We start from the raw sequence: 13,807 nt of genomic DNA, 5'->3' as shown, positions 1-13,807 counted from the left end.
CTATTGTTTTAATGGTATTAAACATTTAAGTATTTCACTTTTTATGTAATATCTCCTATTCGCAATTCCATATGCTTTGATTTTACCTTTTTTAGTCCAAGCCCAAAGTGTGCTTGAATCAATTTTTAAAAGTTTGTAAGTTTCTTCTCGAGTTAGAAGTTCATCATCATTTGTATTAGTGATGTTGCTTTTAAAATTATCAAACTGTTCCTTAACAGTTGATTTTAGCAATTCCTCGAATTGCAGTACATTTAAGTTATGTACGATAATTGAATTTTGTACCATAGTTTATAATTTTAAACATTAAGGCACAAAGACAAGTTAGGGATAAATTAGGGAGTCCCTAATTCGTTTCGTTTGGATTGAAACCGATATTAATTAAATGCTGAATTACTCTTTTTTCAGTAGATTCTGTATATAATGGATGGTTTTTATTTGTTAAATTATTAGAAACAATTGCACTAATTATTGGTTGAATTGTTTTTTTATTTTCTCCAAGAATAGAACATAAAATTGATGCTAAACCATTTCCTGTACTGGTAAACGGTTGCTCTTTAAGAAGAAAACCTATAACTCCAAGTTTATATAAGTAAACCATTTTTTCTTTTGCAGATATTTTGCCTAAATCAATAAAATCAACATTTAAACTATCAAAAATGGGTGATTCTAATTCAGTCAATTTAGTGTTTAAATATTTTTTCCTTTTGTCAAAAGACTTTCTAATTTGAAAAAGTGTGTTACTGTCAAATAAGTCTAAATACCAGATTGAGAGTAATAGGTCAATACTTTTTATTTCACGTGTAATAAAATCACTTTCATTAAAGTTATCATTATCGTTTTCCAATAAAAAAGCATTTAACCTATTTAAATAATGATTCTCATATACACTGAAACTACAAAAATTCCAATAATAATTTTCTAATTTACTTGTTTTAAACAATTGAGTTGAGATATTAAAAATATGAGACTTGATAACTTCTATTAGTTCTTCATTGTTTTTTAATGTTTCAGCTGAAGTCTTTATAATATGCAAATCTTCAATCGCTATATTTAGTTCTGTAAATAATTTTACTGATTCCATAATTTTAGTTTTTAAAAATAGTCGGCTAGTTGATTAGCCTTTTGTGTATCTGATTTTCCAATATAATTTAAAAACATCGCTTCTGTTGAATGTCCTGTTGCACCAATTAATAAAGAAGTTGGAATAGTGCCGTAAAAATTTGTTGCAAAAGACCTTCTCCCAATGTGAGAGGTAACTAACTCAAACTTTTTAAATAGCTTTGTTTCTTTTCTAAAAATCTTACTTTTCGGTTCAGTTTCTAAAATTTTACTTCCATTTACTAACTGGTCAATTTCAGCAATTTCGCATACTTTTTTTATATAGGTATTGTATTTTTGGTCTGAAATCGAATAAGGAAAATTCCCATTTCTCTTTTCAAGAATCTCTATTACTTTTTTGTGTAGAGGAACAGTCATTATTTTACCAGTCTTTTTTTGTGTAAATTCGATTAAGTTTTTTCCATTTTCAACCCTAATTTGTTCACTTGTGAACCGCATAAAATCAGAAACCCTTTGACCTGTATAACAACTAATAATTAACCAATCACGGGCATTTTTTAAACTATCTGTAAGTTTAGCATCTTCAATACTGCTGATTAAATCTAATTCATCAATTGTCAAATAAACATTTTCTACTTTTGTGTTCTTTATTTTTATGTTATCTAACTGGTAACTTATTTCAAGTCCGTTATGCTTTGCGTGATTACAAATTACTTTAATAAATTTTAAAGCCGTTGCAATTGTGTTGGGTGCATATTTATTTGATAAGCAGTATGTTTCAAAATTCGTTTTAAAATTTGAATTAACATCTGTAACATAAAGTGTAGTTTTAAAATGCAACTCGAATCTAACCAATAACTGCTTTATAACATTACACTTTTTTATTGTGTTCGCAGTTATTTCATTCTTTTTAATTTCGATATACTTTTGTGTATATTTAATCAATTCTGTAGGTAATGCTTCAATTGGTACTGGTGGATTGTAATAAAGCTCAATTACGTTAAACAACCACTCTTTGGTAATCAATTCTGTTTTAGTTTTACTAAACTCGGTTAATATGTGATTCTCAATTTTATTAAGCCCTTTATTTATATCAACTTGTTTTGTTTTTAGTTCTGCATCTTTTGTGTTCTTCTTATGCTCTTTGCTCCAATATTCTTTGGTAGTTTCATATTTTGAATTTGCATCTATTGCAAAATCAGAATTATTATGACGAAACAATAATCTAGCAGTAAGCATTGCTTTGGGTTTAGTAGAACGATAGAGAAAATTTACTGTAGCCATATTTTAAAAATTGAAGCAATACAAAAATACAAAATCTGTACGGTATTTGTACGATTACATTCAAACTGATAAAAATCTAATCAAAATACATCAAATATATACCTTGAAAAAAATCTCGTTAAGCATTGATTTTATTACTACATTTGTAATAATATAAAAGAATTTGAATATTTCAGTTTTGTGAGTATAGAAGTACTGGAGGTACCACAACCAGCTCGGATGGTGAAATTGGTAGACACGCTGGACTTAAAATCCAGTGAACAGCAATGTTCGTGCGGGTTCAAGTCCCGCTCTGAGTACATAGAGAAACCCTTCAACACTGTCGTGTTAGAGGGTTTTGTCGGTTATACAAGTCTTTATGGTTCAAGACCTAAATCGGATAAAGTTCAAAAGTTGGGGAGTATGTAAAAAGATTAGACGGTCTGAAGAAGAAGAAATGTATTTTATAAAGTTTGTTAAATGGACTTTTAAGTGACTTTATATAGTCAATTTTTAATCAATTAATCATAGGAGTTCTTTTATCGATTATTATGGAGTTAACAATTTATTAATTTAGTGTCATGAAGTTGTTGTAAAGATTGTGTTTGAATTTTATGTTGTATTTTTGGCTAAATTATAAATATAAAATATGAAGAGAATTATTTTGTTTTTGACAGTTATTTTGTCTTTAAACTCACAAGCTCAGCAGCGCCCTAAATTGGTAGTTGGTATAGTAGTAGATCAAATGAAAATGGAGTACTTATATCGTTTTTCAGATGATTTTTCTGCAAATGGATTTAAAAGATTGATGAATAATGGATACACTTTTCATAATATGCATTATAATTATGTGCCAACTTATACTGCGCCAGGTCATGCTAGTATTTATACTGGTACTACTCCATCAACACATGGCATCGTTGGTAATGATTGGTTTAATAAAGCGACGGGTAAAGATATGTATTGTACTGACGATGCATCTGTTAAGACGTTGGGAGAAGGTACAGATAAAGAGGGTGCAATGTCGCCAAGAAATCTTTTAAGTACTACTATTACAGATGAGTTGCGTATGGCAACCAATTTTAAAGGTAAAGTTATTGGATTGAGTATAAAAGACCGTGGTGCCATTTTGCCAGCTGGACATTTTGCTAATTGGGCTTTTTGGTACAGTTCAACTGGTTCCTTTATTTCAAGTACGTTTTATGGTGCAAATTTGCCAAATTGGGTAACTGAATTCAACCAAGAAAAACGATACTTGAACTATATAAATAGAGGTTGGAATTTATTAAAGCCGTTATCTACTTACAATGAAAGTTTAGCTGATGATAATCCATATGAGGGCAAATTAGATAAAGCAAATGGTCCTGTTTTTCCTTATGATTTGGCTAAAATCTACAAAGAAAAAGGTGCTGATGTTTTGCGAAGTACACCCTTTGGTAATGATATTTTGGCAGATTTAGCGATGAAAGCTATTGAAAAAGAGGAGTTAGGAAAAGACGATATCACTGATTTTCTAACAGTTAGTTTTTCTTCTACAGATTATGTAGGTCATACTTTTGGACCTCGTTCTATAGAACTTCAAGATACCTATTTACGTCTTGATCAAAATTTAGAACAGTTTTTATATTACTTAGATAAAACAGTTGGAAAGGATAATTATTTAGTTTTTTTGACTGCTGATCATGCTGGGGCAGAAAATCCGAATTATTTAAAGGATAATAAATACAATGTAAAAAATGTTCCTACTAAAGGTTTTGTGGAATCCTTAAAGAAATTTTCAAATGAAACATTTGGAGCAGATCTTATTTTGGACTATTCTAATTTCAATGTATTTTTCAATTTGGACTTGGTAAAACAAAAAGGTTTAGAATTGACAAAAGTAAAAGAGAGCTTTAAAGGCTTTTTGATGACACAAGAGCACATCAAAAGAGTGTATACTGAGGAAGAAATTTTAGCTTCTTCAGGTGATGATTATTTTTTAAGTTTTATAGCTAAAGGTTATGATCCTAAACAAAATGGTGATTTAGTGATTCTTGATAAGGCCGGCTATATGGAATATCAGGCTACAGGAACAACACATGGATCTCCAAATAGTTATGATACTCATGTGCCACTTCTTTTTTATGGATGGCATGTTCCGAAAGGAGAGTTACACGCAAAAAAATATATTACTCAAATTGCACCTACGCTGTCTCAGATGTTAAAAATTCCGTTTACGAATGGCACTGAGTCAGAAGTTTTAGAAACTTTACTTGATAAATAATAGTTTTTTTAATTGAAAAAATCCCATTTACAGCTGATTGACAGTGTAAATGGGATTTTTTATTTTAAACAGTTTCTATTGCTTGTGGTAATGGAATTTGATTTTTCAATAAATCTTCAAAGGTTTCGTGGGCTCTGATTAAATGTCCTTCGCCATTCATCCATAAAACTTCGGCTGGTTTGTACCTTGAATTATAGTTTGATGCCATAGAGAAACAATAGGCTCCTGCATTTCTAAATGAGAGTATATCGCCTTCTTTGATTTCTGCAATTCTTCTGTTGTTTGCAAATGTATCCGTTTCGCAAATATATCCTACTACGGAATAAAAACGCTCTTTCCCTTTTGGATTTGAGATGTTTTCTATGTGGTGTTGTGAGCCATATAACATTGGACGAATTAAGTGATTGAAACCACTATCGATTCCTGCAAAAACAGTGGATGTTGTTTGTTTAACGACATTAACTTTTGCTAAGAAATATCCAGCTTCACTTACAAGGAATTTACCTGGTTCGAAAATCAATGTTAATTCTTTTCCATACTCATCACAGAAGGCATTGAATCTTTTTGATAATTTTTTACCCAATTCTTCAATATCTGTTTCGATGTCGTCTTTTTTGTAAGGCACTTTAAATCCGCTTCCGAAATCTAAGAATTCTAAGTTTTTGAAATTTCTAGCTGCATCAAATAATATTTCAGCTGCATACAAAAATACTTCAATATCCAAAATATCGGAACCAGTGTGCATGTGGATCCCCACAATGTTCATTTTTGTATTTTCTACAATGCGAACCAAATGAGGTAATTGGTGGACTGAAATTCCAAATTTACTATCAATATGACCTACAGATATATTGGCGTTTCCGCCTGCCATAACGTGAGGATTGATTCGGATGCAAACTGGTACATTTGGATATTTTGTTCCAAATTGTTCCAAAATTGAAAGATTATCAATGTTTACTTGCACTCCCATTGCTGCAACTTCTTCTATTTCTTCGAGCGATACACCGTTTGGAGTATAAAATATTTTTTCAGGTTCGTAGCCTGCGTGCAAGCCTAATTGTACTTCTTGAATAGAAACAGTATCTAAACCTGAACCCATTTCTCTTAACAATTGCAGTATCGCCACGTTTGATAAGGCTTTCATTGCATAATTGATGCGCAACTGTTTTACCTTAGAAAAAGCTTTGGATAATCTGTTGTATTGAGATTGTATTTTTTCGGCATCATATACGTATAATGGACTACCAAATTGTTCTGCTAATTGTACTAAGTCTTTTGATTGCATAATTATTAATTTTGAGCAAATTTATTACTCTTTATTTAGTCCCACAAGGGAAGATATGAATTCTAACAAATTATAACAAAAAGTTATATTTCAAACAAATCGGGTTTTGAAAAGCGAATTTTCAATTTGGGTGAGGGATGGAAGCGGATAGCCCACAGACGCTGTAGTTTTTACGAAAGCGGCGAGGACTTGAAGCGAACAGCCCGACGCTACCGAAACGATAGTGGAGGTAGGGGCACCTCCTAAAAAATCAAATGACTGCCGATAAACGAATTGACAGTCATTTTTTGATTGTTTAAAACTATTTATAGGCTAGGCAAATCGCCATTTCCTTTGGTTGGTAAATTGGTATAACCCATCAAGTATTTATCTACTTCTCTTGCGGCTTCACGACCTTCAGAAATTGCCCAAACAATTAAGGATTGTCCTCTACGCATGTCGCCTGCAGTAAATATATGCGGAATATTGGTTTGGTAATTGGTAGCTTGATAGTTGTTACGGGTGTCAATTTTGATACCTAGCTGCTCGCTTAATGTTTTTTCAGGGCCTGTAAAACCGAGTGCTAAAAGTGCCAAGTCACAAGGCCAGATTTTTTCGGAACCTTCTTTTTCAATTAATTCAGGTCGCTGACCAGGTGTCATTTTCCATGCCACTTCAACCGTTTTAAGTGCCGTCAGTTCTCCTTTTTCATTAGCAATAAATTCTTTGGTGTTGATGAGCCAGTTTCTGTCACAACCTTCTTCATGAGAGCTAGAAGTTTTTAATTGCAAGGGCCAAAAAGGCCATGGAGTTGATTCGCTTCGGCTTACCGGAGGTTTTGGTAAAATTTCAAAATTTGTGACTGATTTGGCACCATGACGGTTTGAAGTTCCTACGCAGTCTGAGCCGGTATCTCCACCACCAATAACAATAACATTTTTATCAGTTGCTTTGATTTGATTTTGAATTGATTCACCGTATAATGCTTTGGTTTGCTGTGTTAAAAAGTCCATTGCCTGCACCACACCTTTGCTTTCAATTCCTTTGGTAGGTAAACTGCGACGCTCTGTAGCACCACCGCATAATACAACTGAATCGAAGTTATCGAGTTCTGAAATTTCATAATTTACCCCTACATTGACATTTGTTTTAAAAGTAATTCCCTCCGCTTCTAAAACTTTTACGCGTCTGTCGATTATTGCTTTTTCAAGTTTAAAATTTGGAATTCCATAACGCAATAATCCACCAATGGCATTGTCTCTTTCAAAGACGGTAACGGTATGTCCAGCGCGGTTTAATTGTTGTGCTGCTGCCAAACCAGCAGGTCCAGAGCCAATTACAGCAACTGTTTTTCCGGTTCTAACCTCTGGAGGTTGTGGTTTGATCCAACCTTCGGTAAAGCCTCTTTCGATAATATTTTTTTCAATATTTTCGATAGCAACTGGCTCGCTAATTATTCCTAATACACATGATTTTTCGCAAGGAGCAGGGCAAAGTCTTCCTGTGAATTCAGGGAAGTTATTTGTAGATTGTAATATTTTCAATGCACTTTCCCATTCCTCCTGATGCACCATATCGTTAAAATCAGGAATTAAGTTTCCTAACGGACAAGAGCTGTGGCAAAAGGGAATGCCGCAATCCATACATCTGGAGCCTTGTTCTTTGATTTTATCTTTGGGCAACGGAATTGTAAATTCATTATAATTAGATACTCTTTCTAGAGCTGCAACATTACTTTCGTCAGTTCTAGAATATTCTTTAAATCCTCCTATTTTTCCCATGACTATGATGCTATAAGTTCTTTGATTTCTTTAATTTGTTTTTCCTCGGCCAAGCGTTGTAATGCTTTTTTGTAGTCCGTAGGCATCACTTTTACAAAATGGTGCTGTTGATTTTCCCAATCTTCTAAAATTCTTTTGGCAAGAGGACTGCTGGTATAGAGCGAGTGATTTTTAATCAAACGACGTAGTTTGGTGAAGTCGCCCTCTTCTAATGATTCCAAGCCAACCATTTCCATGTTGCAAACTCGTGCATCAAATTTTTTGTTGGGATCAAAAACATACGCAATTCCGCCGCTCATTCCTGCTGCAAAATTCCTTCCTGTTTTTCCTAAAACTACTACAGTTCCTCCTGTCATGTACTCGCAGCCATGATCGCCAATTCCTTCTACAACGGCAGTTGCTCCAGAATTTCGAACACAAAAACGTTCTCCCGCCATACCATTAATATAGGCTTCGCCAGTAATAGCCCCGTAAAGCGCCACGTTACCTATAATTATATTTTCTTCGGGTTTGAAAGTAGCCGTAGGAGGAACTTTAATGATTAGTTTTCCGCCAGAAAGTCCTTTGCCAAGATAATCATTGCAGTTGCCATGAATTTTAAATGATAAACCATTTGTTGCAAAAGCCCCAAAACTTTGTCCAGCAGATCCTGTAAAATCAACTAAAATAGTATCTTCAGGTAATCCTTGTGCGCCATAAATTTTTGAGATTTCGTTACTCAATATGGCTCCTACAGAACGATCGGTGTTTTTGATATCGAAAGTGACTCTTGTTTTTTCTTTTCTGTAAATTGATGGAATCGCCGCTTTAATAATATCAAAATCCAAAACGTGCTCCAAAGCATGATCTTGAGTAGTTGTATTGTGATTGGGAACTTCTTTTGCTTTTTCAGGCTTGTATAAGATGGAAGACAAATCTAATCCACTTGCTTTGTAATGCTTGATGGCTTTGTTTACATTCAGTTTTTGTGATTGTCCAACCATTTCTTTCAAGGTTCTAAAGCCTAATTGAGCCATGATTTCTCGCAATTCTTCGGCAATAAAATACATGAAGTTGATAATGTGCTCTGGCGTTCCTTTGAAATTTTTTCTCAATTCAGGATCTTGTGTTGCAATTCCAACCGGACACGTATTCAAGTGACACGCTCGCATCATGATACAACCTGAAGCTACTAATGGCGCTGTTGCAAAACCAAATTCCTCTGCTCCAAGTAAGGCTGCAATAGCCACATCGCGACCCGTTTTTAATTGGCCATCACATTCTAAAACGATACGGCTTCTCAAATCGTTCAAAATCAATGTCTGTTGTGCTTCCGCAAGTCCAAGTTCCCAAGGAATTCCGGTATGAGTTAATGAGGTCAATGGAGCAGCTCCAGTTCCTCCGTCGTATCCTGAAATTAAAATCACGTCTGCTTTTGCCTTTGCAACTCCAGCGGCTATCGTTCCAACACCGACTTCGGAAACTAATTTAACATTAATTCTAGCTTCTCGATTGGCATTTTTTAAGTCAAAAATTAACTGCGATAAATCTTCAATTGAATAAATATCATGGTGAGGTGGTGGTGAAATTAGTCCAACATATGGTGTTGAATTTCGAGTTTCGGCAATCCAAGGCACTACTTTTTCACCAGGTAATTGGCCGCCTTCACCTGGTTTTGCTCCTTGTGCCATTTTGATTTGAATTTCGCGAGCGTTGGTCAAATAGTTGATTGAAACTCCAAAACGGCCAGAAGCAACTTGTTTGATAGCGCTATTTCTAGAGTCTCCATTTAAGTCTTTTTGAAAACGTTTTGGATCTTCTCCTCCTTCTCCTGAATTGCTTTTACCACCAATTCTGTTCATGGCAATCGCCAGGTTTTCATGTGCTTCTTGGCTGATGGATCCGTAAGACATGGCACCTGTTTTGAATTTTTTTACAATTTCAGTCCAAGGTTCCACTTCATCCAAAGGGATAGGATCTAAGTTGTTGAATTCAAATAAACCTCTTATGGTCATCAAATTTTCACTTTGATCATTGACCATCTTAGAGTACTCCTTATAACTTTCGGGACTGTTTAAGCGAACTGCTTGTTGTAATTTAGAGATTGTTGTTGGATTAAACATGTGCTTTTCACCTGATCTTCTCCATCTGTAAACACCACCAATTTCAAGTGGAAGTAAATTGCTGACTTTGGAATTTGGAAAGGCTTTTTGGTATCTTTTTTTAACCTCTTTTTCAATTTCCATCAAGCCAATTCCTTCAATTCGAGAGGGCGTGTAAGGGAAATATTTAGAAGTAAATGTTTTGTTTAGTCCTAAGATTTCAAAAATTTGTGCCGCTCTGTACGAATGCAAAGTAGAAATTCCGATTTTATTCATGATTTTCAGAATCCCTTTTGCAATGGCTTTGTTGTAATTTTTGATGGCATAATCCGCTTTTACACCAGTGATAAATCCTGCATTTACTTGATTGTGGATAATTTCGTTGACCATGTACGGGTTTATGGCACTTGCTCCGTAACCAAATAATAGCGCAAAATGATGAGGCTCGCGTGGTTCTGCCGATTCGATAAGAATCCCAAATTTTGAACGAACTTTGAGAATGTTTAGCGAATGATGAATATACGAACACGCCAATAACATTGGAATAGGAGCCATTTTTTCGCTTACACCTCTGTCTGATAAAATCACAATATTGCAGCCTTCTGTAACTGCTTTGTAGGTGGCTTGCACTGCTTTTTCAAGAGCGCGCTCTAAGCCGTTTACTCCTTTTTTGATTTCATACAACGTTGATATGGTAACCGATTTGAAATCGGCATGATCGATGTTTCTTATTTTGTCCAAATCTTCGTTGGAGATAACAGGATTTTGGATTTTTAGTTTTTTACAATGTTTGGGAACAATGTCAAAAATATTATAATCGCCACCAATTGCCAAGCTAATATCCGTAATGATTTCCTCGCGAATACCATCTAATGGAGGGTTAGTTACTTGTGCAAAAAGTTGTTTGAAATAATTATACAACAATTGAGGCTGATCAGATAAAACAGCAAGCGGAGTATCATTTCCCATTGAACTTAGCGCTTCGGCTCCTTCGGCACCCATCGGGTTGATGATGGTTTTTAAATCTTCAATCGTATATCCAAAGAGGCGTTGTCTGGTTTCAAAATCAATATTTTCAACCGGAATGAGATTATCAGTGTAGGGAATTTGAGATAGCGATAGTAAATTTTCGTCAAGCCATTGTTTATAAGGGCGCTTGGTGACAATTGCATTTTTGATTTCGTCATCTTCTATGATTCGACCTTCGTTCATGTCAACCAAAAACATTTTCCCAGGTTCTAATCGACCGTGTTGAATTACATCTTCTGGTTTGATATCTAATACTCCAATTTCAGAGGACATAATTACGAAACCACTTTTGGTTAAAGTGTATCGAGAAGGACGCAATCCATTTCTATCCAATAGCGCCCCAATAACGTTACCATCTGTAAAAGGAATAGAGGCTGGACCATCCCAAGGTTCCATAATACAAGCGTTGTATTCGTAAAAGGCTTTCTTATCGTCTGACATCGTTTGGTGTTTTTCCCAAGCTTCAGGAACCACCATCATCATAGCTTCGGGCAAGGAACGTCCAGTCATCAGTAACAATTCAATAACCATGTCCATCGATGCCGAATCTGATTTTCCTTCCAAGATAATTGGAAATAATTTTTTAATGTCTTCGCCAAAAACATCACTTTTCATCAATTCCTCACGGGCACGCATGCGGCTTATGTTGCCACGTAGCGTATTGATTTCTCCATTGTGACACATGTAGCGAAAGGGTTGAGCGAGTTCCCAAGACGGAAAAGTATTGGTCGAAAATCGTTGGTGAACCAATGCTAAACGAGTTACTAAATCATCATCCAATAAATCGGTGTAATACCTACTGATGTCTTCTGGCATGAGTAACCCTTTGTAGATAATAGTAGTAGTAGAAAAACTAGAAAAATAAAACATGTGACTTTCCGAAATTCTTGAGTTCCGAATTGTACGTTCTGCCATTTTTCTGGCGGCAAACATTTTGGCATTAAATTGTTGTTCTGTCAAATCCAAACCTTTTTTGCCTACAAAGACTTGCTTTACGGTAGGTTCTTTTTCTCCAGCAATTCGGCCTAAATTTGAGGGGTCGACCGGAACTTCTCTCCATCCTAAAATTTCTAGATTTTGATCATGAATAGCATTTTCAAACGTAGTTTTACAAAAATTAACTTGATTATTACTTTTTGGCATAAAAACCATTCCAACTGCATATTCTTTAACATTTGGAAGTTCGAAATCACATACTTTTTTAAAAAAATTATGCGGGATATCAAATAGGATACCAGCTCCATCTCCAGTTCTACCATCAGAACTTACAGCGCCTCGATGCTCTAGTTTTATGAGAATATCTAGCGCTTTGTGTATAATATCATTTGACTTAATTCCGTTCAGATTGCAAATGAATCCCGCTCCACAATTATCGTGTTCAAATTCGGGTAAATAAAGTCCTTGTTCTTTAACTATCATTCTTTTTTTTTATGCAAAATTAAATATTTGTTATAATATAAACGGGATATTAGTTAAAACAGAGTGTTTTTTACGGTTGTAATAGAAAAGTATTAAATAAATCGCAATATTGATATTTTGAACCAGCTGATTTGTTTTTTTGATAAAAAGTAAAAGGATTTGCTTTTAAAATAGGGTCCAAAACAGTCTAAAAACGTTCATTTGGGATGTTGAAATGAAATTCTAACAAAATTGTTTGAAAAATTTATATTTTTTAGAAACGTACCGATGTGATATGGGCTAAGATATCTGTTGAAAAATTGAATAATAATTTATTTAAAAAAAATAACAGTTACATTAAATTTTGCTATTTTTGTGCCACTTTATTTCTGGAAGAAATTCAGAAGCCAGTCAAATTCTATATTATGAACATACACGAATATCAAGGAAAAGAAATTCTAGCAAGTTACGGAGTACGCATTCAACGCGGAATTGTAGCAAATAGTCCAGCTGAAGCTGTTGAAGCTGCGAAACAATTAACTGCCGAAACGGGTACAGGATGGCATGTTATTAAAGCACAAGTTCATGCAGGTGGACGTGGAAAAGGTGGAGGAGTAAAACTTGCCAAAAATTTACAACAAGTAGAAGAAATTGCAGGTCAAATCATAGGGATGCAATTGATTACACCTCAAACATCAGCTGAAGGAAAAAAAGTAAGTACTATATTAGTTGCTGAAGATGTTTACTATCCTGGAGAAAGTGAAACATCAGAGTTTTATGTTTCTGTTTTATTAAATAGAGCTACTGGTCGTAACATGATTATGTATTCTACCGAAGGTGGAATGGATATTGAAGAAGTTGCTGAGCACACACCACATTTAATCTTTACTGAAGAAATTGATCCTTCTGTAGGTTTACAAGGTTTTCAAGCAAGAAGAATTGCTTTTAACTTAGGACTTTCAGGAAATGCGTTCAAAGAAATGGTGAAATTCATCGATTCTTTATACAATGCATACATCGGATCTGATGCTTCAATGTTTGAAATCAACCCGGTTTTAAAAACATCTGATGATAAAATTATGGCTGTTGATGCAAAAGTTAACATTGATGACAATGCATTATACAGACAAAAAGCATATGCTGACATGCGTGACGTTCGTGAGGAAAATCCAATCGAAGTTGAAGCAAAAGAAGTTGGTTTGAACTATGTAGATCTTGACGGAACTGTAGGATGTATGGTAAACGGAGCAGGTCTTGCAATGGCAACTATGGATTTAATTAAGTATGCTGGTTTTGAGCCTGCAAACTTCCTTGACGTAGGTGGAACTGCTGATGCAAAACGTGTTGAAACTGCTTTCCGTATTATCTTAAAAGATCAAAACGTAAAAGCTATTTTGATTAATATTTTTGGTGGAATTGTTCGTTGTGACCGTGTGGCACAAGGAGTTGTTGACGCTTACAAAAATATGGGTGATGCTATTAAAGTACCAATCATTGTTCGTTTACAAGGTACCAATGCAGCTATTGCAAAAGAATTAATTGATAATTCAGGAATGCCAATTTTATCTGCTGTTGAATTTCAAGAAGCAGCTGATCAAGTACAAGCGGCACTTTCTTAATTAGAAAATTGTTATATATTAGAAACCTGTTTGCTTTTGTAAACAGGTTT

The 13,807-nt window shown here is 34.6% G+C and carries 8 protein-coding genes and 1 tRNA gene; 3 read left to right on the top strand and 6 right to left on the bottom strand.

Annotated features, from left to right (window positions below; translation table 11 throughout):
* From FJV36_RS07730 to FJV36_RS07720, 3 genes are read right to left on the bottom strand one after another with little or no spacing between them, the layout of a single operon-like run.
* Window positions 1-285, bottom strand: a complete 285-nt coding sequence (locus FJV36_RS07730; protein ID WP_158728930.1) for a helix-turn-helix domain-containing protein — start codon at window positions 283-285, stop codon at window positions 1-3.
* 58 nt (window positions 286-343) lie between these two features.
* Window positions 344-1,081 (bottom strand): hypothetical protein, encoded by a 738-nt coding sequence (locus FJV36_RS07725; RefSeq protein WP_158728929.1) that lies wholly within the window; start codon window positions 1,079-1,081, stop codon window positions 344-346.
* 11 nt (window positions 1,082-1,092) lie between these two features.
* Window positions 1,093-2,343: a tyrosine-type recombinase/integrase gene (locus FJV36_RS07720; protein WP_158728928.1), complete on the bottom strand. Its 1,251-nt coding sequence runs from the start codon at window positions 2,341-2,343 to the stop codon at window positions 1,093-1,095.
* A 213-nt stretch (window positions 2,344-2,556) separates the two neighbouring features.
* Between FJV36_RS07720 and FJV36_RS07715 the strand changes: the two genes are divergently transcribed.
* Window positions 2,557-2,642: transfer RNA gene (locus FJV36_RS07715), tRNA-Leu, on the top strand.
* A gap of 329 nt (window positions 2,643-2,971) precedes the next feature.
* Window positions 2,972-4,585 (top strand): alkaline phosphatase PafA, encoded by a 1,614-nt coding sequence (gene pafA / locus FJV36_RS07710; RefSeq protein ID WP_158728927.1) that lies wholly within the window; start codon window positions 2,972-2,974, stop codon window positions 4,583-4,585.
* 64 nt (window positions 4,586-4,649) lie between these two features.
* Here the strand turns inward: pafA and lysA are convergent, their stop codons facing one another.
* The 3 genes from lysA to gltB all read right to left on the bottom strand — a co-directional run bounded on the left by lysA (window position 4,650) and on the right by gltB (window position 12,159).
* Complete coding sequence (gene lysA, locus FJV36_RS07705; RefSeq protein ID WP_158728926.1) at window positions 4,650-5,870, bottom strand: diaminopimelate decarboxylase; 1,221 nt, start codon at window positions 5,868-5,870, stop codon at window positions 4,650-4,652.
* 305 nt (window positions 5,871-6,175) lie between these two features.
* Window positions 6,176-7,630 (bottom strand): glutamate synthase subunit beta, encoded by a 1,455-nt coding sequence (locus tag FJV36_RS07700; RefSeq protein WP_158728925.1) that lies wholly within the window; start codon window positions 7,628-7,630, stop codon window positions 6,176-6,178.
* Window positions 7,631-7,632: 2 nt separating this feature from the next.
* On the bottom strand, window positions 7,633-12,159 hold the full coding sequence (gltB, locus tag FJV36_RS07695) for a glutamate synthase large subunit (protein WP_158980980.1): 4,527 nt from the start codon (window positions 12,157-12,159) through the stop codon (window positions 7,633-7,635).
* Between the two features lie 404 nt (window positions 12,160-12,563).
* Here gltB and sucC point away from each other — a divergent pair, with 404 nt between their 5' ends.
* Entirely contained in the window at window positions 12,564-13,757 is a 1,194-nt protein-coding gene (sucC, locus tag FJV36_RS07690) for an ADP-forming succinate--CoA ligase subunit beta (RefSeq protein ID WP_086453873.1), read from the top strand.
* The last annotated feature ends 50 nt before the right edge of the window (window positions 13,758-13,807 follow it).

This window comes from Flavobacterium sp. I-STPP5a, assembly GCF_009764685.1.
Taxonomy (GTDB): domain Bacteria; phylum Bacteroidota; class Bacteroidia; order Flavobacteriales; family Flavobacteriaceae; genus Flavobacterium.
Note: the sequence above shows the minus strand (reverse complement) of the source record. Positions and strands in the feature narration are given on the sequence as shown.